This is a genomic window from Streptomyces sp. NPDC006335, assembly GCF_040612795.1.
Classification (GTDB): Bacteria; Actinomycetota; Actinomycetes; order Streptomycetales; family Streptomycetaceae; genus Streptomyces.
This window is the reverse complement of record NZ_JBEXQX010000024.1, coordinates 79066-98610: the sequence shown is the minus strand read 5'-3', so window position 1 is coordinate 98610 and position 19545 is coordinate 79066. Positions and strand designations below refer to the sequence as shown.

Annotated in this window: 17 protein-coding genes and 1 pseudogene; 15 read left to right on the top strand and 3 right to left on the bottom strand. The window is 73.3% G+C overall.

All coding sequences use genetic code 11. The annotated features are described in order from the left end of the window. Positions 1-93: 93 nt before the first annotated feature. The 5 genes from ABZ098_RS40305 (at position 94) to ABZ098_RS40285 (ending at position 5775) form a co-directional block, all read left to right on the top strand. On the top strand, positions 94-630 hold the full coding sequence (locus ABZ098_RS40305; protein WP_356599186.1) for a GNAT family N-acetyltransferase: 537 nt from the start codon (positions 94-96) through the stop codon (positions 628-630). Positions 631-635: 5 nt separating this feature from the next. Next, complete coding sequence (locus tag ABZ098_RS40300) at positions 636-2120, top strand: ABC transporter substrate-binding protein (protein WP_356599231.1); 1485 nt, start codon at positions 636-638, stop codon at positions 2118-2120. A gap of 3 nt (positions 2121-2123) precedes the next feature. After that, the gene (locus tag ABZ098_RS40295) at positions 2124-3941 is read left to right on the top strand and encodes an ABC transporter permease subunit (protein WP_356599184.1); all 1818 of its coding nucleotides are present in this window, start codon (positions 2124-2126) and stop codon (positions 3939-3941) included. Beyond that, positions 3938-5155 (top strand): MFS transporter, encoded by a 1218-nt coding sequence (locus tag ABZ098_RS40290; protein ID WP_356599182.1) that lies wholly within the window; start codon positions 3938-3940, stop codon positions 5153-5155. The genes ABZ098_RS40295 and ABZ098_RS40290 overlap by 4 nt, the downstream gene beginning before the upstream one ends. A gap of 170 nt (positions 5156-5325) precedes the next feature. Beyond that, positions 5326-5775: a GNAT family N-acetyltransferase gene (locus ABZ098_RS40285; RefSeq protein ID WP_356599180.1), complete on the top strand. Its 450-nt coding sequence runs from the start codon at positions 5326-5328 to the stop codon at positions 5773-5775. Positions 5776-6596: 821 nt separating this feature from the next. Here ABZ098_RS40285 and ABZ098_RS40280 read toward each other — a convergent pair. Then, positions 6597-7385: a CDP-alcohol phosphatidyltransferase family protein gene (locus tag ABZ098_RS40280; protein WP_356599178.1), complete on the bottom strand. Its 789-nt coding sequence runs from the start codon at positions 7383-7385 to the stop codon at positions 6597-6599. A 121-nt stretch (positions 7386-7506) separates the two neighbouring features. Between ABZ098_RS40280 and ABZ098_RS40275 the strand changes: the two genes are divergently transcribed. From ABZ098_RS40275 to ABZ098_RS40255, 5 genes and pseudogenes are all read left to right on the top strand, one after another. After that, positions 7507-8487, top strand: a complete 981-nt coding sequence (locus ABZ098_RS40275; protein WP_356599176.1) for a zinc-binding alcohol dehydrogenase — start codon at positions 7507-7509, stop codon at positions 8485-8487. A 116-nt stretch (positions 8488-8603) separates the two neighbouring features. Beyond that, positions 8604-9002, top strand: a complete 399-nt coding sequence (locus tag ABZ098_RS40270) for a 6-carboxytetrahydropterin synthase (RefSeq protein WP_356599174.1) — start codon at positions 8604-8606, stop codon at positions 9000-9002. Further along, positions 8999-10192: a glycosyltransferase family 4 protein gene (locus ABZ098_RS40265; protein ID WP_356599172.1), complete on the top strand. Its 1194-nt coding sequence runs from the start codon at positions 8999-9001 to the stop codon at positions 10190-10192. The genes ABZ098_RS40270 and ABZ098_RS40265 overlap by 4 nt, the downstream gene beginning before the upstream one ends. After that, positions 10189-11196, top strand: a complete 1008-nt coding sequence (locus tag ABZ098_RS40260; RefSeq protein ID WP_356599170.1) for a class I SAM-dependent methyltransferase — start codon at positions 10189-10191, stop codon at positions 11194-11196. The genes ABZ098_RS40265 and ABZ098_RS40260 overlap by 4 nt, the downstream gene beginning before the upstream one ends. Beyond that, a pseudogene (locus tag ABZ098_RS40255) lies at positions 11193-12326 on the top strand (lysylphosphatidylglycerol synthase transmembrane domain-containing protein); the annotation flags it as partial. The gene ABZ098_RS40260 and the pseudogene ABZ098_RS40255, both read left to right, overlap by 4 nt. A 113-nt stretch (positions 12327-12439) precedes the next feature. Here the strand turns inward: ABZ098_RS40255 and ABZ098_RS40250 are convergent. After that, positions 12440-13219 (bottom strand): creatininase family protein, encoded by a 780-nt coding sequence (locus tag ABZ098_RS40250; protein WP_356599168.1) that lies wholly within the window; start codon positions 13217-13219, stop codon positions 12440-12442. Positions 13220-13257: 38 nt separating this feature from the next. Between ABZ098_RS40250 and ribA the strand changes: the two genes are divergently transcribed. Genes ribA through ABZ098_RS40225 form a run of 5 tightly spaced genes read left to right on the top strand, consistent with a single transcriptional unit; the run spans position 13258 to position 18286 of the window. After that, a complete protein-coding gene (ribA, locus tag ABZ098_RS40245) occupies positions 13258-13917 on the top strand; it encodes a GTP cyclohydrolase II (protein ID WP_356599166.1) in 660 nt (219 codons plus the stop codon). 44 nt (positions 13918-13961) lie between these two features. Next, positions 13962-14933, top strand: a complete 972-nt coding sequence (locus ABZ098_RS40240; protein ID WP_356599164.1) for an ornithine cyclodeaminase family protein — start codon at positions 13962-13964, stop codon at positions 14931-14933. Beyond that, a complete protein-coding gene (locus ABZ098_RS40235) occupies positions 14930-16078 on the top strand; it encodes an FAD-binding oxidoreductase (protein WP_356599162.1) in 1149 nt (382 codons plus the stop codon). Before ABZ098_RS40240 ends, ABZ098_RS40235 begins: the two co-directional genes overlap by 4 nt. Beyond that, a complete protein-coding gene (locus ABZ098_RS40230) occupies positions 16075-17139 on the top strand; it encodes a saccharopine dehydrogenase (RefSeq protein ID WP_356599159.1) in 1065 nt (354 codons plus the stop codon). Before ABZ098_RS40235 ends, ABZ098_RS40230 begins: the two co-directional genes overlap by 4 nt. Further along, entirely contained in the window at positions 17132-18286 is a 1155-nt protein-coding gene (locus tag ABZ098_RS40225; protein ID WP_356599157.1) for a saccharopine dehydrogenase family protein, read from the top strand. Before ABZ098_RS40230 ends, ABZ098_RS40225 begins: the two co-directional genes overlap by 8 nt. Before the next feature lie 15 nt (positions 18287-18301). On the opposite strand, the gene ABZ098_RS40220 is transcribed toward ABZ098_RS40225, so the two are convergent. Further along, positions 18302-19528 carry a serine hydrolase domain-containing protein gene (locus ABZ098_RS40220; protein WP_356599155.1) on the bottom strand — a complete coding sequence of 409 codons (1227 nt, stop codon included), beginning with the start codon at positions 19526-19528 and terminating at the stop codon, positions 18302-18304. Positions 19529-19545: the final 17 nt, after the last annotated feature.

Here is a 19545-nt window from a genome sequence, read left to right as displayed (position 1 = left end):
GATGTCATGTCGGTAGGTTCTATGGCGTGCGTTAGATCACTGTCAAATCGCCCCCGCGATCACCTCGGAATCCTTAATGCATATGATGTGCAAGTGCGTAACTACAGCATCAGGACGGCGAGCCCGGACGACCTCGAAGGTGCGCGAGCCGTGATGCTCGACACCGTCTACCGCGACTTCGGAACCGGGTACGTGCCCCGCTGGCACGCCGACATCATCGACCCGGCCGCCGCCTATCTCGTCCCGGCCCGCCACACCCTCCTCGTCGCCCTCGACCCGGACGACCAGGCCGTCGTGGCGACCGCCGCCCTCGACTCCCGCGGCCCCGCCCACCCGCCGAACCCACGCGAGCTGGCCGAGCGCTACCCCAGCGGCGAGACCGCCCAACTGCGGCGGATCTACGTCCGCCCCGAGCACCGCAGGCGCGGCCTCGCCCGCCGCATGGTCGACCGGTTGCTCGCCTTCGCGGCCGCCGACGGCGGCTACCGCTCCGTGTATCTGCACACCGACCCGGCGGTCCCGGGCGCCGAACCCTTCTGGCGCTCCATCGCCAAGGTCGTGCACGACGAGCGCGAGACCCCCGGCGGCGCGAGCAACGTCGTCCACTTCGAGATACCGATGGGACGGTGACCGTGATGCGCCGCCGGCACGCCCTCGGCTCCCTCCTGCTCGCCCCGCTGCTCACCGCCTGCTTCGCCTCCCAGGGCGGCGACTCCGCAGATGACGCGGGCGACGGCGCCCGCCTCCGTGTCGCCCTCGCCTTCCCGCCCGCCGAGAACCTCTCGCCGTACGGCGCCGACGCCACCCTCCTCAGCCGCCTCGGCGTCAGCGAGGGCCTGACAGCGCTCGACGCCAACGGCGCCGCCGCCCCCGCGCTCGCCCGGTCCTGGCGCCGCGAGAACGACCGCACCTGGCTGTTCACCCTGCGCGAGGCCACCTTCCAGGACGGCTCCGAGGTCACCCCGGCCGCGGTCGCCGCCGCCCTCACCCACGCCACAAAGGCCAGGCCCGCCCCGGCCGCCCTCGCCGGCGTCACCCTCACGGCCAAGGCGGCGGACGGCGCCGTACGCATCACCACGAGGACCGCCGACCCCGTCCTGCCGCTGCGGCTGTCCAGCCCGAGCCTCGCCGTGTTCGCCGCGAAGGCCTACGGCAAGGACGGCGGCGTCGATCCGGTCGGCACCGCCTCCGGCCCCTTCGAGCTGACCGAGGTCACCGGCTCCACCTCCGCCGCCCTCGACCGCTTCGACGACTACTGGGGCGGCCGCGCCCAGGCCTCCGGCGTCGACGCCCGCTTCATCGCCGACGGCACCGCCCGCGCCAACGTCGTGCGCACCGGCCAGGTCGACATCGCCGAGGCGATCCCCGTGGCCCAGGCCGCCACCCTGGACAAGGCCACCCTTGAGGAGGCCGCCACCACCCGCACCACCAGCCTCCAACTCAACACCAGGTCCGGGCCGTTCAAGGACCCGAAGCTGCGCGCCGCCGCCCGTGAGGCCATCGACGGCTCCGCCGTGGTCAAGGGCGTCTTCGAGGGGTACGCCGATCCCGGCGCCGGCCTCTACGGACCGGCCGTGACCTGGGCGGAGGGCAAGCGCGTACCGCCCACCGGGCGCGCGACCGCCGCCGACCCGCACGGCACCTCCGTCACCCTCGCCACCTATGACAACCGGCCCGAACTCCCCGAGGCGGCCCAGGTCCTCCAACAGCAGCTCCAGAAGGCCGGGTTCAAGGTCACGCTGGTGGTGCGCGAGTACTCGCGGCTCGAAAGCGACGCGCTCGCGGGGAAGTTCGACGCGTTCATCGGCGCCCGCAACAGCCTCGTCGACACCGGCGACCCCGTCGGCGTCCTCGCGAGCGACTACACCTGCGACGGCGGCTACAACCTCGCCCGGCTGTGCGACCGGAAGGTCGACCGGGCGGTCGCCGAGGCCGACGCCGTGGCCGACACCGGCGAACGGCAGGACGCGGCCATGCGCGCCGAAGCGGCGATCCTCGGCACCGACGCCGTCGTCCCACTGGCCCACCAGGAGATCATCGTCGGCGTCGCCACCGACGTCCGGGGCGTGCTGCTCGACCCGTACGAACGAACCCTCGTCGGCCCCGGAACGCGACGCTGATCCATGCGGCACCGAGTGGCCACCCTGCTGTGGCGTGTCCTGCTCGCGGCGGCCCTGGTCTGCGGGATCGGCCTGCTGCCGTGGCTGTCGCGCACCGACCCCGCCCTCACCGTGCTCAAGGCGCGGTCCGCCGACCGCGACCCGACACCGCGGGTACTGGCCGACATCCGGGCCCAACTGGACCTGGACCAGGGCCCCCTGCACCTGCTCGGCGAATGGCTCGGCGGGCTGCCCCGCGGGGACGCCGGGCGCTCGTGGCTGAACGGCACGCAGGTCACCCCGACCGTCGTCCAGGCACTCGGGGTGTCCCTGCTGCTGGTGACGGCGGCCCTCGTGGTCGCCGCCGCCACCGCCGCCCTGGTGTGCGCCCGCACCCTGTGGCTCGGCGCGCACCGGCGCCTGGACGGGCGACGGGCCGGCGGCGGCACCTCGGCGATGCTCGCCGCGCTGCCCGAGTTCCTCACCGCCTCCGTGCTCGCCACCGTCGTCGGCGTACAACTCGGCTGGCTGCCCGCCCTCGGCTGGTACGGGCCCCGGTGGACCGTCCTGCCCGCCCTCGCCCTCGGCCTGCCCGCCGGGGCCGTGCTCGGACGCCTCCTCGACGACCTGCTGCCCGGCGCCTTCACCGAACCCTGGGCGCTCGCCGCGGACGCCCGCGGACTGCCGGGCCGTACCGTCGCCGCCCAGGCCGTCCGCCGCTGCGTACCCGCACTGCTGCCCAACCTGGCCCTGTTCGTCGTCGGCCTCACCGCCGGATCGGTCGCCGTGGAGCAGATCTACGACATCCCGGGCCTCGGCCGCACCACCCTCCAGGCCGCCCTCGCCCAGGACCTGCCCGTACTCCAGGCCGGCACCCTCGCCCTCCTGCTCCTCGCGGTCACCGCCACCGGCCTCGCGGCACTCGCCGTCCGCCTCCTGGCCGGCCCGGCCCTGCGGGACGGCGCCCTGGACTCCCTGCACCGCCCGCGACGGTCCACCCGCAGCACCCTGCCTCTGCTGTACGGGGGTCTCCTGACCGCTGTCGTGGCGCTCGGCCTGTTCCGCGACCCGCTCACCCTGGACACCGGAGCGCGTCTCCAACCCCCGTCCTGGGCCCACCCGTTCGGCACCGACGCGCTCGGCCGGGATCTGCTCGCCCGGGTCGGCCACGGAGCCCTCGACACCCTGCTCGCCGCCCTCGCCATCAGCGTCACCGCACTGGTGGCCGGTGTCCTGCTCGGGCTGCTGCCCCGGCTGTCCGGGCCGCTCGTCGACACCGTCAACGCCGTACCGCCGGTGCTCGCCGCACTGCTCGTGACCGCCGTCGCCGGGAGCGGCCCCGCCACCCCCGCGCTCGCCGTGGCCGCCGTCTCCTGGGCGGCACTCGCCGCGCACACCTCCTCGCTGCTCCGGCAGGAACACGCCACCCCGCACCTGACGGCCACCCGCGCCCTGGGCGCGAGCCGCTGGTACCTCCTGCGCCACGAACTGCTGCCCGCGATCCTGCCGCCCGTCACCCGGCACGCCCTGCTGCGCCTGCCCGGCGTCGCGCTCGCCCTCGCCTCCCTCGGCTTCCTCGGCCTCGGCGCCCAGCCGCCCTCGCCGGAGTGGGGCCTGCTCCTCGCCGAGAACCAGCCCTACGCCGAACGCGCCCCCTGGGCCGTCCTCGCCCCCGCCGCCGCCCTCGCCCTGCTGGGCGCGCTCGCCGTGAGCGCGGCGGGCGGGGTGCGGTGGCCGCGACGGCGCCCTCGTCCTCGTCCTCGTTCTCGTCCTGGTTCGACCACGAAAGGAACCGAACAATGCGTGCCCGCCAGAGAGTTGGTGGAGGCCGAGGCCGGATGACGTCGACGCCGGTCGATGCGCCCCGGACCGCCCCCGCCCCGCTCTCGCCGCTGCTGCGGCTGCTGATCGTCACCCAACTCGCCTTCAACGTCGGCTTCTTCGCGGTACTGCCCTTCCTGTCCGAACACCTGGGGCAGACCGTCGGGATGGCGGGATGGCTGGTCGGATTCGTGCTGGGGCTCAGGACCTTCAGCCAGCAAGGGCTGTTCGTGGTGGGGGGCGCGCTCGCCGACCGGTACGGGATCCGACCGGTCGTCCTCGCCGGATGCGTGCTGCGGGTCGCCGGATTCGTCTGGCTCGGGTACGCGGGGGAGACCTGGTCGGTGATCGGGGCCGTCCTGCTGATCGGGTTCGCGGCTGCGCTGTTCTCGCCGGCGGTGGAGTCCGAGGTCGCCCGTCAGGCCGTCGTCCACGAGGAAGAGGGCGGTCAACGCACCCGCGTGCTCGCGCTGTTCACGGTCGCCGGGCAGGCCGGCGCCTTCGTGGGGCCGCTGCTCGGCGCGCTGCTGCTGTCGGTGGACTTCCGGACGGTGTGTCTGGCGGGCGCCGGGATCTTCGTGATCGTCCTCGCCGGGCACGCGTGGATGCTGCCGCAGCGCATCCCGGGACGGCAACGGGTGCGACTGGAAGGGGGATTGGGGGCGCTGGTCCGCAACCGCCGCTTCCTCGCCCTGTGCTGCGCCTACGGCGCCTACCTGCTCGCCTACAACCAGCTCTACCTCGCCCTCCCCGACGAGGTGGAGCGCGCGACCGGTTCGCAGTCGGCGCTGGCCTGGCTGTTCGCCCTGTCCTCGCTGCTGGTGGTGACCGCCCAGCTCCCCGTCACCCGCTGGGCCGGCTCCAGGCTGACGCTGCGCCGGTCGATGGCGGCCGGACTGCTGCTGATCGGCGCCGGGTTCGCGGTCGTCGCGGTGTCCCGTCCCGCCGACTGGAGCGGTACGGCGGGTCTGTTGCCCTCGGCCGGGTTCGTCGTGCTGCTCACGTTCGGGCAGATGCTCGTCGCGCCGGTGGCCCGGGCCTGGGTCCCCGACCTCGCGGAACCGGGCCGACTCGGCCTCTACACCGGGGCGCTGTCCTCGGTCTCCGGCCTGATCGTCCTGATCGGCAGCTCCGTCACCGGCTCCCTCCTGGAGGGTGGCCTGCCGGCCGCGGTGCCGTGGCTGGTGCTGGCTGCGGTGCCGGTCGCTGCGGTGGGGTTGTTGCCCCGGCGGTAGGAAACGGGCGCTTCGGACGTCGGTCCTGCGGGCAGGGGTGGCGCGTCGGAGAGTGCAGGTGCTCCGGGGTCCCCTCACCCACCCGCCCCGTGATCCGCCGAACGGCTCACGCGCCCCGGCGGATCGGATCTGCCGTAGGACTGCGACGCCGCGGCGATAGGGTCCACCCCATGGAGACTCAGGACATCCGGGTGGAGATCGCCCGGGAGGCGGACCAGGAGCTCGTCGACGCCTTCGCGCGGATGCTGCCGCAGTTGTCCTCGACTGCCGAGGCCCTCGACCTTGCCGCGCTCGACCGCATCCTGGCCTGTGACGCCAACACGATGCTGATCGCCAGGTCTGCGTCCGGTGCGGTCGTGGGCACCCTGACCCTCGTGATGTTCCCCGCGCCCGCGGGGCTGCGGGCCCGTATCGAGGACGTGATCGTCGACCACGCGGCACGCGGCCAGGGCATCGCGGGACTGCTGATCAGGGAGGCCATCCGGCTCGCCCGGGAGGCCGGAGCCCGTACCGTCGACCTGACCTCCCGCCCGGACCGGGCGGCCGCCAACCGGCTGTACGAACGGCAGGGGTTCCGACAGCGGGAGTCGACGGTGTACCGGGTACCGCTGAAGGGCTGAGCGCCTCAGGAGGTGACCTGTGGCCCAGTTCTCGGTCGGGCGACGCGGCGCCGGGCTCCGCCGCGGGAGTTCCTGGTCGTGGTCTGGTCTGCCCGCTGCCTGGCGTGTCGGTGTCAGGACCGGCTCGGGAAGTGCCCGGACGGGTGTTGAGGTGTGGCACGGGCGAAGGGCTGAGCGCCCCTCAAGAGTGATCGGCTTCGGTGTGAGTGTCGGGATCCGCTGCGGGAGTCCTTGGTCGTGGTCCGGTCCGCCGGGTGCCTGGCGTGGCGGTGTCGGGACCCGGCTCGGGAAGTGCCCGGCCGGGTGTTGAGGTGCGGCACGGGCCGGTGAAGGGCTGAGCGCCCCTCAAGAGGTGATCGGCTTCGGTGCGGGTGCCGGGATCCTCTGCGGGGGAGTTCCTGGTCGCGGCCCGGTCCGCCGGGTGCCTGGCGTGGCGGTGTCGGGACCCGGGTGGGGAAGTTCTCGGCCGGGGGTTGAGGCGCGGCGCGTCCGGTGTCTGCGGTGTCGGCGTCGGGATTCGCTGGGGGAGTTCCTGGTCGGGCCTTGATGCGCGGCGCGTCCGGTGAAGGGCTGAGCGTCTCTCAGGGGGCGATCGGCTTCGGGGGCCGGGGTGGGGGTTCCCGGTCCCGATCCTGTGCGCCTGGTGTCTGCGGTGCCGGTGTCAGGGCCAGTCCCGAGAGTCCTCGGCCGGGTGTTGAGGTGCGGCGCGCGCCGGTGAAGGGCGGCGACTCGTGGTGCCGGTGGCGGGCCGCCTTCTGGTGCTCCCCGATCGAGGTCCAGCCCGTCCCCGTGCCTGCGCGGGCGCCAGGAGCCACGTCCCGTCAGGCCCTCGACGCCACGACCTGCGGTGCGGTCGCCGGCACCAGGTCCAGCAGTTCCTCCACGGCCGCCTGGTCCGCCCGGTGGGTGCGCCACAGCCACAGGATGTCCCGGCCGAACGACCAGACCAGCGTGGCGAGGGCCAGGGCGACGACCCCGAAGGTCGCCAGGTGGGGCAGGTAGCCGGACGCGGCCACCAGCAGCAGGATCCCCTGGAGCGCGGCCACCGTCTTGCGGGCCATGCTCGGCGGCAGCGGGGCGTTGAGCCAGTTCCAGACGCGGGCCGCGGCGACGAAGCCGTAGCGCATGGCGCCGATCAGGAGGACCCACGGGCCCTGGGACATCGACACGTACACGCTCAGCACCAGGATCAGGAACGCGTCGACCTCCATGTCGAACCGCGCTCCCAGCGGCGTCGAGGTGCCCGTCGCGCGGGCCACCTTGCCGTCGACGCCGTCGAGGATCAGGGCCACCGCCGTGAGGCCGACGAAGAGGGTCACCGGCGGGGAGTCCTGGAAGGAGTCGGCGACCAGCGCCGTCACTCCGCCGACCAGGGTGGCCCGGCCGAGGGTGACCCGGTTGGCCGGGCCGAAGGACCGCGGCCGGGTGCGGTGCAGCGCCCTGGAGAGCACGGCCCAGGTGGCGACGGCGAAGGCGAGACCGGTCAGCCAGCCCGCCGGCCCCATGCCGATCGCCGTGCCGAGCAGGGCCAGCAACAGGATCTGAACGCCCGCTCCGACAGCGGTCTCCTGCTGGACCAGCCTTGCTTCGTAAGTGTTGTTCAGGGCCACCGCACATTCCTCCGGCCAGATGACAGAGTCGATCAAGGCCGCGTACTGTGCGCGGCCTGTGCACATCTCGGTACGTGAACCAGGTACGTGCACGGCTCGCCGATCGTTCAGGAGGTTCTCGATGAAGCCCGCCGCACGCGCGTTCTGGCTCCGCTCCCCGGGGGAGGGCGAGGTACGGGAGGCCCCGCTTCCGGCCCCCGGCGAGGACGAGGTGCTGGTCCGCTCGCTGTACTCGGGAGTCAGTCGGGGCACGGAGACACTCGTGTTCCGTGGTCAGGTCCCCGAGAGCCAGTACGCGGCCATGCGGGCACCGTTCCAGGAGGGCGACTTCCCGGGACCCGTGAAGTACGGCTACCTCAGCGTGGGGCTGGTGGAGGAGGGGCCCGCCGCGCTGAAGGGCAGGACCGTCTTCTGTCTGTACCCGCATCAGACGCGGTACGTAGTGCCCGCGAGCGCCGTGACGGTCGTACCGGACGACGTGCCCGCCCGACGGGCCGTCCTGGCCGGCACGGTCGAGACCGCGGTGAACGCCCTCTGGGACGCGGCCCCCCTGATCGGCGACCGGATCGCGGTGGTCGGCGGGGGCATGGTCGGCAGCTCGGTAGCCGCGCTCCTCGCCCGCTTTCCCGGTGTACGGGTCCAGTTGGTGGACGCCGACCCCGCCCGCGCCGCGACCGCCGAGGCCCTCGGCGTCGGGTTCGCGTCCCCCGCGGACGCCCTCGGCGACTGCGACCTCGTCGTCCACGCCAGCGCCACCGAACAGGGCCTGGCCCGCTCGCTGGAACTCCTCGGCGCCGAGGGCACGGTCGTCGAGCTGAGCTGGTACGGCGACCGCCGCGTCAGCCTGCCGCTCGGCGAGGCCTTCCACTCCCGTCGGCTGACGGTCCGCAGCAGCCAGGTCGGCACCGTCTCGCCGGCCCGCGCCAACCGCGGCTACGGCGACCGGCTCGCCCTCGCGCTGAAACTGCTCGCCGATCCGGCGCTCGACGCCCTCATCACCGGGGAAAGCGCGTTCGAAGATCTGCCGGAGGTGATGCCCAGGCTGGCCAGTGGGGAAATTCCGGCCCTCTGTCACCTCGTGAGGTACGGCAAGAGCGCCTGACCTGAGAAAAGAGTGAGAGACGGCTGAACACGGGGAAGCGGAGAGCCGTACTACACGGCATCCCCCGGCAGGGATCAGCCGGGGGACCAGACGCGCCGCACCTGGAGGGTCGTCCGTTGTTCAGCATCACCGTCCGCGATCACATCATGATCGCCCACAGCTTCCGCGGCGAGGTCTTCGGGCCCGCGCAGCGTCTGCACGGAGCGACGTTCCTGGTGGACGCCACGTTCCGGCGCCAAGAGCTGGACGACGACAACATCGTCGTCGACATCGGACTGGCCACCCAGGAACTCGGTGCCGTCGTCAGCGAGTTGAACTACCGCAATCTCGACAACGAACCCGACTTCGCGGGGGTCAACACCTCCACGGAGTTCCTGGCGAAGGTCATCGCGGACCGGCTCGCCGAGCGCATCGAGAAGGGCGCGCTGGGCGAGGGCGCCAAGGGCCTCGCCGGTCTGACCGTCACCCTGCACGAGTCGCATGTCGCGTGGGCGAGTTACGAGCGTGCCCTGTGACCGACATGACCACCGGGCGGGCGCCGGGGGCGGCCACACTCGACTACGTGCCCGTGCAGCACACCGCCCTGAAGAAGGCCGAGATCATCCCGATGTCCCTGCGCTCCGTGCACTTCGTGATGCCGGGCGGCGTGGACGACCCGACCGCGCCGAGCGGCGGCAACGCCTACGACCGGCGGGTCTGCCTGGACCTGCCCGGCTTCGGCTGGCAGGTCGAGCGGCACGCGGTGGCCGGCAGCTGGCCCCGCCCGGGAGCGGCGGCCCGCACCGAACTGGCCCACACCCTGCGGGACCTGCCCGACGGCACCGTCGTCCTCATCGACGGCCTGGTCGCCTGCGGAGTCCCGGAGATCGTCGTCCCGGAGGCCGAGCGGCTGAGCATCGCCGTCCTCGTCCACCTCCCGCTCGGCGACGAGACCGGCCTCGAACCCGGGCTCGCCCTCGAACTCGACGCCAAGGAGCGCGAGGTGCTGCGGGCCGTGCCCGCCGTCATCGCCACCAGCGACTGGGCCGTACGCCGTCTGGTCTCGCACCACGGCCTGGCCCCCGACCGGGTGCACGTCGCCACCCCGGGCGCCGACATCGCCCCGCTCGCCTCCGGCACCGACGGCCTCTCCCGGCTGCTGTGCGTGGCCGCGGTCACTCCCCGCAAGGGACAGCACCGGCTGATCGAGGCCCTCGCCGGCGCCCAGGACCTGCCGTGGAGCTGCGTGTGCGTCGGCGGGATCACCCAGGATCCCGAGTACGTCGCCCACCTGCGGATGCTCATCAAGAAGTACGGCCTCCAGGACCGCCTGCACCTGGTCGGCCCGAAGGCCGGGGCCGAACTCGACGCCAGCTACGCCGCCGCCGACCTGCTGGTCCTCACCTCCTACGCCGAGACCTACGGCATGGCGGTCACCGAGGCCCTCGCACGCGGCATCCCGGTGCTCGCCACCGACGTCGGCGGCGTCGCCGAGGCGGTCGGCCGCGCCCCCGACGGGGGAGTGCCCGGCATCCTCGTCCCGCCGGAGGACCCCGCCGCCCTCGCCGCCGAACTGCGCGGCTGGTTCGGCGAGGCGGACGTACGACGCAGGCTCAAGGCGGCTGCCCGGGGCCGGCGGGCCGCCCTGGACGGCTGGGCGACCACGGCCCGCAGCCTGGCCGGAGTTCTCGGCCGACTCCCGAGCGAGCCCAGGAGGGCGGCATGAGGAAGACGGCAACGAAGCAGAGCGGGAAGATCCCGGCCCAGCCGGGGCCTCGAGAGGTGACGTCGGTGCAGCCTGGTCTCCCGTCCGACACGGAATCGGTCATCCCCGGTGCCGGTCCCAGCACCCGCCCCGGCGAGCGTCCCACCGTACGGCTGCGGGACGCGGGCCCCGACGACGCTCCCCGCTACGCCCCCGAGTGGCTGGAGCTGCGGGAGGGCCCCGACGCGGCCGCGCGGGCGGCCGACCTGCTCGACCCGCTGCGGATCAGGCTGGCCAACCTGCCCGGCAAGGCCGGACTCGTCATCCACGACCTGGGCTGCGGCACCGGCTCGATGGGCCGCTGGCTGGCGTCCCGCCTGGACGGCCCCCAGCACTGGATCCTGCACGACCGGGACCCCTACCTGCTGCACTTCGCGGCCGTCGCCTCCCCGCGCTCCGCGGCCGACGGCAGCCGGGTCACCGTCGAGACGCGCCGCGGCGACGTCGGCCTGCTCACCCCGGAGGCCCTCGCCGGCGCCTCCCTGGTGACGGCCTCCGCCCTCCTGGACGTCCTGACCCGCGAGGAGATCGACACCCTCGCCGCCGCCTGCACCGGTGCCGGCTGCCCGGCCCTGCTCACGCTGTCCGTGGCCGGACGGGTCGAACTCAGCCCCCCCGACAAGCTGGACGAGGAGATCGCCGACGCGTTCAACGCCCACCAGCGGCGCGGCGGACTCCTCGGCCCGGACGCCGTCAATGTCGCCTGCGAGGCGTTCTCCGAGCGGGGCGCGACGGTACGACTGCACCCGAGCGCCTGGCGCCTGGGCGCCGCCGAGTCCGCGCTCACCGCGCAGTGGCTGCGCGGCTGGGTCGGCGCGGCCGTCGAGGAGCGCCCCGAACTCAAGGAGCGCGCCGAGCGCTACCTCCGGGACCGCCTGGAGGCCTGCCGCGCCGGTGAGTTGAAGGTCGTCGTCCACCACAGCGACCTGCTGGCACTGTCCCGCCCGACGGGCGGAGCGTCATGAGCGTGGAGACGGTGCGCCCGGAGACCGGGCGCCCCGGCCTGCCCGTACGGCGGCCCGCGGGACCGGTCGAGTCGCGCTCCGTCTCCGACCGGGCCCGCACGCTGCGGGTCGAGGTGGTCCGGACCCGGGACGAGGTGCTCACGGCGCGCACCGAGGCGCTGGTGGCCCGCGCCGAGATCCTCGACGCCGCCGGTGTGCCCGCCGCGGACCTCACCGAGGCCGCCGTCTCCCACGACCGGATCGGCGTGATCGTCACCGAGGCCCGGCCCCTCCAGGCCCCCCGGTGGCGCACCGCCCTGAACTCGGTCCTCAACTCCCGGGCCCTGCGCACCCACTTCGGCACCGTCGCCGGCGTCACCATCCTCGCCCTCCTGCTGTGGCGCCTGGGCACCGGCGTCTTCCTGGAAGGGCTGCGCCGGATCGACGGCCCCGCTCTCCTGGCGGCGCTCGCGATCGGCGTGCTGACCACCGTGTTCAGCGCCTGGCGCTGGCAGCTGGTGGCCCGCGGGCTGCGGATCCGGCTGCCGCTCGGCGAGGCCGTGGCCGACTACTACCGGGCCCTGTTCCTGAACGCGGCCCTGCCCGGCGGTGTCCTCGGCGACGTGCACCGCGCGGTGCGCCACGGGCAGAGCGCCGGCGACATGGGCCGCGGGGTGCGGGCGGTCGTCCTCGAACGGGTCGCCGGGCAAGTCGCGTTGGCGGTCGTCGGCGGTGCCGTGCTGCTCACCCTGGACTCCCCGGTGCTGGCCGAGGCCCGCCACCTCGCCCCCGTCGCCGGACTCGCGGGCCTCGGCGCGCTCGCCGTCGTGGTGGCCCTGCGGATGAACCGGACCTCCTCCTCCCGCCGGGGCCGGGTCCTGCGCGCGACCCTCGGTGAGGCACGCGAGGCACTGCTGTCCCGCCGCAACTGGCCTGGCGTCGCGCTCTCCTCGGCCGTCGTCCTCACCGGCCACCTCGGGATGTTCGTGCTCGCCGCCCGCATCGCGGGCACCGACGCCTCCGTCGCCGTACTGCTGCCGCTGGCCGTGCTCGCCCTGCTCGCCATGGGACTGCCCCTGAACGTCGGCGGGTTCGGCCCCCGCGAGGGCGTCACCGCCTGGGCGTTCGCCGCCATGGGCCTCGGCGCCGGAGCAGGCCTCGCGACGGCGATCGTGTACGGCGTGCTCAGCTTCGTGGCGAGCCTGCCGGGCGCGGCCGTCCTGGTCGCCCGCTGGTACCAGGGTCTGCGGCGCCCGGCGGCGACCTACTCGGCGCCGGCGTCGGATTCGACGTCTGCTTCGGTCAGCATCGAGAAATACGTCCCGAAGGATGCCGCGAGGCTCTCCAGCAAGGCTTTCCCTTTTTCCGCCGAGCCCAGTGAAGGGCGCCCGATGACACCGGAATCGGTGTAACCGGACATGCCGAGGGTGAGGAGATGACGACGGTCGTCCGCGACGAAATCGGAGGTCTCGTAACCGGGGCGGAGACTTTCCGGGTGCGTGTGCAGAAGAATGGAGGTCTCGATTTCTCCCGCGTGCATGTCGGTGAGCAGCGAGGTGAGTACTCCCGCCTCCGCACGGGCGGTCTCCCAGTCCTCCGCGGCCGGGAAGAGCGCCATCCGCTCGCCGCGGGCGGAGGCCTCCTGCACGACGTTGCCCAGCACGTAGTTGCCCCCGTGCCCGTTGACCACGACCAGGGCCTCGACGCCCGAGCGGCGCAGCGAGGCCGCTATGTCCCGTACCACCGAGTGAAGGGTGACGGCGGAGATGCTGACGGTCCCCGGCCAGGCCGCGTGCTCGTGCGAGCAGGAGATCGTCACCGGGGGGAGGAGGTGCACCGGGTACGCCGCGGCGATCTGCCGCGCGACGGCACAGGCGACGAGGGTGTCGGTCGCCAGGGGAAGGTACGGACCGTGCTGTTCGAAGCTCCCGACCGGAAGGACGGCGACCTGTGTTGAGACGCCCGCCCCCCGCGTCCGTACGTCTTCCGTAGTGTCCGTCGGCAACAGACCGTACGCCGCCGACCGCATTCCCGAACCGCTCATCTTTTCACGGCCTTTCGTCTCTGCTTAGGAAACAGATCATGACAGATAACGTTGGCGTCCTCGGCAAGAAGGCATCACAGCGCACCGGCGTGGAACGCGTGGTGAATGCCCCGCTGCCCACCGTGTACGGGAAATTCCAGGCGGTCGGCTACCTCGATCACGACCGCGGTGACGAACAAGTCGCCCTGGTCCACGGTGACATCGGTTCGGACGACGTCCTCGTGCGACTGCATTCCGAGTGCCTGACCGGTGACGCGTTCGGCTCCCAGCACTGCGAGTGCGGTGACCAACTGGACGCCGCGCTGCGTGCCGTGGTCAAGGCGGGCAGCGGCATCGTCGTCTACCTGCGCGGCCACGAGGGCCGCGGCATAGGCCTGCTCGCCAAGCTGCGCGCGATGGCGCTCCAGGCGGAGGGCCTCGACACCGTCGAGGCGAACCTCGCGCTCGGCCTGCCGGTGGACTCCCGCGACTACGGCGTCGCCGCCGGCATCTTCCACGACCTCGGCGTGAACTCGGTCCGCCTGATGTCCAACAACCCGCGCAAGCGCGAGGCACTGCAACGGCACGGCATCACCGTCTCCGAGACGGTGCCGCTGCTCATCACCCCGTGCGAGAGCAACATCACCTATCTGCGCACCAAGCGGGAGCGGCTGGACCACGTCCTGCCCCATCTGGACGCGGTGGCCCACCTGTCCTGAGCGCGGGCGGATTCCGGGAGGGCGGATCCGGACAGGAAGAGGGAATGACCGACGACGTCCTCTTCCTCTCCGGTGAGCAGGTCACGCGCCTGCTCGACGTGGACACGGCCATCGCCTCGCAGCGCGCGGCCTTCACCGCGCTCGGCTCCGGGGCGGCCGACCTCCCGGCGAAGATCATGCATCCGAGCCGCTTCGACGACAGCGTGGTCTTCGCGTACGTCTCCCGGCTCTCCGCCGACTCCGGGGCCGTCGCGAAGTTCGGCAGCGTCAACCCGGGCAACGCGGCGGCCGGGCTGCCCACGATCCACGCCGTCGTCTCGGTGCTCGACCCGGTGACCGGCCGCCTGGCCGCCGTGATGGACGGCACCGCGGTCACCACCCTGCGCACGGCCGCCGCGAGCGCCGTCGCCGTCGACGCGCTCGCCACGCCCGACAGCACCGACCTGGCCGTCCTGGGCTCGGGCACCCAGGCCCTGGCCCATGTGCGGGCGATCTCCCGGGTACGGGACCTGAAGTCCGTACGGCTGTGGAGCCCGACCCCGTGCCACCGCGCCCGCGCCGCCGGGACACTGGCGGACCTCGGCCTCCCCGTCGAGGCGGTCGGCAGCGCCGAGGAGGCCGTGACCGGCGCCTCCCTGGTCGCGGCCTGCACCCTGAGCACGACCCCGGTGGTGCGCGGGGAGTGGCTCGCGCCCGGGTGCACGGTGGTGAGCGTGGGCTCCTTCGAACCCGGCCGCCGGGAGGTGGACACCGAGGTCCTGCGGCGGGCGGCGCTCTCCGGGGCGGTCGTCGTGGACGACCCGGCGACCGCGGCGGAGCACGCCGGGCCGGTCGTGGACGCGCTCGGGACGGGCCTGCTGACCGAGCTCGTCGGCCTGGGCGACGTCCTGACCGGACGAGCCGTGGCCCGCACCGACCCAGGCGACATCGTCTACTACAACAGCGTCGGCCTCGGCATCCAGGACGCCGCCGCGGCCTGGGCCGTGGTGCGGGCGGCGAAGGGGGAGCGCCGGTGAGCACACGCACGGCCGAGGTCGTCGTCATCGGCGGTGGCGTCATGGGCACGAGCATCGCCCGCCACCTGGCGCGCGCGGGCGTACGGGACGTGGTGCTCGTCGAGCGGGACGAACTCGCCTCCGGCTCCACCTCGAAGGCGGCGGGCGGGGTGCGGGCGCAGTTCTCCGACGAGCTCAACATCGCGCTCGGGGCGCGCGGTCTGGAGGCGTTCGGCCGCTTCGAGGAGGAGACAGGGCAGGACATCGGGCTGCACCGGGTCGGGTACCTGTTCCTGCTGTCGACGCCCGAGGAGGTCGCCTCCTTCGAGGAGAGCGTCCGGCTCCAGAACTCCCTCGGCGTCCCGAGCCGCCTGATCGACCCGGCCGAGGCACGCGCGCTCTCCCCGCTCATCACCACCGACGGCCTGCTCGCCGCCGCCTTCTCGCCCCAGGACGGACACTGCACCCCGGAATCCGTGGTCCACGGCTACGCGGCCGACGCCCGCCGCCACGGCGTGACGATCCTCCGGCACACCGAGGTCACCGGCATCGAAGTGCGCGGCGACGACATCACCGCCGTCGAGACGACCAGGGGCCGGATCGCCACCGGCACGGTGATCTGCGCGGCCGGCGCCTGGTCGCGGGCCGTCGGCGCGATGGCCGGCGTGGACCTGCCGGTCGAGCCGCTGCGCCGCCAGATCGCGGTCACCGAACCGGTCCCCGGCCTCCCGCCCGACCTCCCGATGACCATCGACTTCACCAGCAGCCTCTACTTCCACCGCGAGGGCCCCGGCCTCCTCCTCGGTATGTCCGACCCCGACGAGACACCTGGCTTCGACACCGCCACTCACGACCGCTGGATCCCCCGACTGGCCGAGGCCATGCGGCACCGCGCCCCCGCCCTCCTCGACCTGCGCCGCACCGGCGGCTGGGCCGGCCTGTACGAGATCACCCCGGACCACAACGCCCTGATCGGCGAGGCCACTTCGGTCTCCCGCTTCCTGTACGCGACCGGCTTCTCCGGCCACGGATTCCTCCAGGGACCGGCCGTCGGCGAGGTCGTCCGCGACCTGTACCTCGGCCGCGTACCCTTCGTGGACATCAGCCCGCTCAGCGCCGGCCGGTTCGCGGCCGACGCCCCGCGCCCGGAGGCCAACCGCGTATGACCGAGCTCCACCTGTGGCTGCGCCACGAGGTCCGTTCCACCGAGCGGCGCACGCCCCTCGTGCCGTCCGACGCCCGGCGGCTCGTCGACAGCGGCGTGACGCTGACCGTCGAGGAGTCCCCCCAGCGGATCTTCCCGGTCGAGCAGTACGAGGCGGTCGGCTGCCGTGTCGCACCCGCGGGTTCCTGGGCCTCCCGGGCGCCGCGGGACGCCGTGATCCTCGGCCTGAAGGAACTCCCCGACGAGCCGGCGGCCCTGACGCACCGCCACGTCTTCTTCGGGCACGCCTACAAGGAACAGCCGGGCGCCCTGGAACTGCTGCGCCGGTTCGCCGCCGGGGGAGGGGCCCTGCTGGACCTGGAGTACCTGGTCGACGACCAGGGACGCAGGCTCGCCGCCTTCGGGTACTGGGCCGGCTACCTGGGCGCCGCCCTGGCCGTGCTCCAGCACCGCGGCAGGCTGTCCGCGCCCCTCACGCCCACCTCGCGGGAGGAACTGGAGGAGGCGCTGCGGCCGGTCGCCGGGGACGAGGAGTTCACGGCGCTGGTGATCGGGGCGCTGGGCCGCAGCGGACGGGGCGCCCGCGTGGCGCTCCAGGCTGCGGGGATCGAGCCGACCCGCTGGGACCTCGACGAGACCCGGAACCTGGACCGCCCGGCCCTGCTCGCCCACGACGTCCTGGTGAACTGCGTCCTCGCCACCAGCCCGATCCCGCCCTTCGTCCGGGAGGCGGACCTGGACGACCCGGCCCGCCGACTGCGCACCCTCTCCGACGTCACCTGCGACGTCGGCTCGCCCCTGAACGTCGTGCCCGTCTACGACCGCGTCACCGAGTGGGCCGAGCCCGTCCGCCGCCTGCACAAGGAGCCACCGCTCGACCTGATCGCCATCGACAACCTGCCGTCCCTGCTCCCCGAGGAGTCGAGCGTCGGGTTCTCGGGCTCCCTGCTGCCCCTGCTGCTGGAGTTCGGGGACGGCGGCCCATGGGGACGCTGTCTGGACCGGTTCCACCAGGCGTGCCGTGAACTCGGCGTCGACGAAGGGGAGTTCCGCCGTGACTGACCTGGTACCCGCCACCGGCACCGTCCACTGGATCGGCGCCGGCCTGTCCACCGGCAGCGGGCTGGCCGAACTGTGCGACACCGCCGACCGCGTGATGCTGTGGCACCGCACCGAGGAGCGGGCGGAGGAGGCCCTCGAAGGACTGGGCCTCAACGGACGGGCCGCGCCGCGCGCCTACACCCTGTCCGCGCTCGCGGCCGAACTGGCGCCCGGGGACGTCGTCGTGTCGATGCTGCCCGCACCCGAGCACGCCGGGATCCTCGCCGCCTGCGTCCACGGGAACGCCCACTTCGCCTGCTCCAGCTATGTCTCCGACGCCGTCCTCGAACAGGTGCCGGCGGCGCACAAGGCAGGGCTCGTCGTCCTCACGGAGGCGGGCCTCGACCCGGGCATCGACCACCTCTTCGCACACAGCCTCGTCGCCAGGGCCCGCGAGGCGATCGGCGACACCACACCGGCGTCGTACGGGCTCACCTCCTACTGCGGTGGTGTGCCCGCCGTACCCAACGACTTCAGGTACCGCTTCAGCTGGGCCCCCGCCGGAGTCCTGAACGCCCTGCGCTCGCCCGCCCGTTACATCGACCACGGCACCCCGACCACCGCCGACCGCCCCTGGGAGGCGACCCGGCGCCATGTCGTGGACGGCGAGACCTTCGAGGTCTACCCCAACCGCGACAGCCTCCCGTTCGTCGAGCAGTACGGACTGCCGGCCGCCTGGACACCGCGGACCTTCGTGCGCGGGACCCTGCGTCTGGACGGCTGGCTGCGGGCCTGGGAGCCGGTCTTCGAGGAACTGAGGACCGGCGACGACACCAGGATCGCCGCCCTGGCCCAGGAGTTGGCGGCCAGGTACCCGACGACGGACGCCGACCGGGACCGGGTCGTCCTCGCCGTCTCCCTCGACGTGCGCGCCGAGGACGGCCGCACCTGGTCCGGCGGCTACCTCCTCGACCTGGTGGGCGACGAGGAGGACAGCGCCATGGCCCGCTGTGTCTCCCGCACCCTCGCCCTGGGCGTCGGCCACATCCTGGACGGCTCCCTGCCGGCAGGCCTGAGCCGGGCGGCGGAGACAGCCGCCCGGTCCGAGCGGTGGCTGGGCGAACTCGCCCGCGACGGCGTCCACTTCACCCTCAGGGTCGATCACTAGACGACCCGGGTCGGCCTAGTCCACGACCGCCTCGTGGACCAGCCGCTTGAGGTCGGGGAACAGCTTCAGCGACTTCGGTCGCACCTGGGTGAAGAACTGCACGGTCAGATCGCGGACCGGGTCGACCCAGAAGGTCGTGGAAGCCGCCCCGCTCCAGCCGTAGGTACCGAGGGTCGAGGGTGCCGGGGTGCGGGCGGGGTCGATCACGACGGAGACGCCGAGACCGAAGCCGAGGCCGTCGTTGCCGGACTCGTCGTGGGCCGGTTTGCTGCCGAACGCGCGCAGGTCGGCGCCGCCCGGCAGGTGGTTGGAGGTCATCAGGTCCACGGTCTCGGCGGACAGCAGGCGGGTCCCGTCCAGTTCGCCCCGCCGGCGCAGCATTTCCGCGAAGCGGTGCACGTCGTACGCCGACGCCGCCAGGCCGCCGCTGCCGGACAGCAGACGGGGGCGGCCCCGCAGCGGCAGTCCGGGGACCGGCTCGATGGTGCCGTCGTCCTTCTCTCCGTACAACTCCGCGAGCCTGTCCGCCTGTTGGTCCGTCACCCAGAAACCGGCGTCGGTCATCCCGAGGGGGCCGAGGACACGCTCGGCGAAGAAGGCGTCCAGACTCTGGCCGGACGCGATCTCGATGACCCGGCCCAGGACGTTGGAGGCGACCGAGTAGTTCCACTGGGTGCCCGGCTCGAACTGGAGCGGCAGGCTCGCGTACACGTCGACCGTCCTGGCGAGGTCCGAGCCGGGCAGGACGGAGGACTCCAGGCCGGCCTCGCGGTAGAGGGCGTCGACCGGGTGGGAGTGGTAGAAGGCGAAGGTCAGGCCCGCCGTGTGGGTCATCAGATGCCGGACCCGTATCGGACCGTCCGCGGGGCGGGTGGTGACGCCGTCGCCGGAGCCGTCCACGTAGACCCGGGGGTGGGCGAACGCCGGCAGGTACTCGGCGACCGGGTCGTCCAGCGACAGCCGGCCCTCCTCCACCAGGATCAGGGCGGCCACGGCGGTGACCGGCTTGGTCATCGAGTAGATCCGCCACAGGGTGTCGGCCTCGACCGGCAGACCGGCCGCGAGGTCACGCCGGCCGTGCGCGGTGAGGTGGGCGACGCGTCCGCCGCGGGCGACGGACACCAGGAAACCGGGCAGCCGGCCCTCGTCGACGTAGTGGGCGAAGTGCCGGTCGAGGCGGTCGAGCGCCTTCGCGTCCAGTCCCACCTCACCGGGATCGACCTCTTGCCGAAGCTGTGCCATCGCTCTCCTCCGTCGCG

Bases quoted from the DNA above. Each gene is read 5' to 3' on its own strand.
- ABZ098_RS40260 (WP_356599170.1), top strand. From the start codon at position 10,189: ATGAGGAAGACGGCAACGAAGCAGAGCGGGAAGATCCCGGCCCAGCCG.
- ribA (WP_356599166.1), top strand. From the start codon at position 13,258: ATGACAGATAACGTTGGCGTCCTCGGCAAGAAGGCATCACAGCGCACC.
- ABZ098_RS40290 (WP_356599182.1), top strand. From the start codon at position 3,938: ATGACGTCGACGCCGGTCGATGCGCCCCGGACCGCCCCCGCCCCGCTC.
- ABZ098_RS40295 (WP_356599184.1), top strand. From the start codon at position 2,124: ATGCGGCACCGAGTGGCCACCCTGCTGTGGCGTGTCCTGCTCGCGGCG.
- ABZ098_RS40275 (WP_356599176.1), top strand. From the start codon at position 7,507: ATGAAGCCCGCCGCACGCGCGTTCTGGCTCCGCTCCCCGGGGGAGGGC.
- ABZ098_RS40300 (WP_356599231.1), top strand. From the start codon at position 636: ATGCGCCGCCGGCACGCCCTCGGCTCCCTCCTGCTCGCCCCGCTGCTC.
- ABZ098_RS40220 (WP_356599155.1), bottom strand. From the start codon at position 19,528: ATGGCACAGCTTCGGCAAGAGGTCGATCCCGGTGAGGTGGGACTGGAC.
- ABZ098_RS40250 (WP_356599168.1), bottom strand. From the start codon at position 13,219: ATGAGCGGTTCGGGAATGCGGTCGGCGGCGTACGGTCTGTTGCCGACG.
- ABZ098_RS40240 (WP_356599164.1), top strand. From the start codon at position 13,962: ATGACCGACGACGTCCTCTTCCTCTCCGGTGAGCAGGTCACGCGCCTG.
- ABZ098_RS40285 (WP_356599180.1), top strand. From the start codon at position 5,326: ATGGAGACTCAGGACATCCGGGTGGAGATCGCCCGGGAGGCGGACCAG.
- ABZ098_RS40230 (WP_356599159.1), top strand. From the start codon at position 16,075: ATGACCGAGCTCCACCTGTGGCTGCGCCACGAGGTCCGTTCCACCGAG.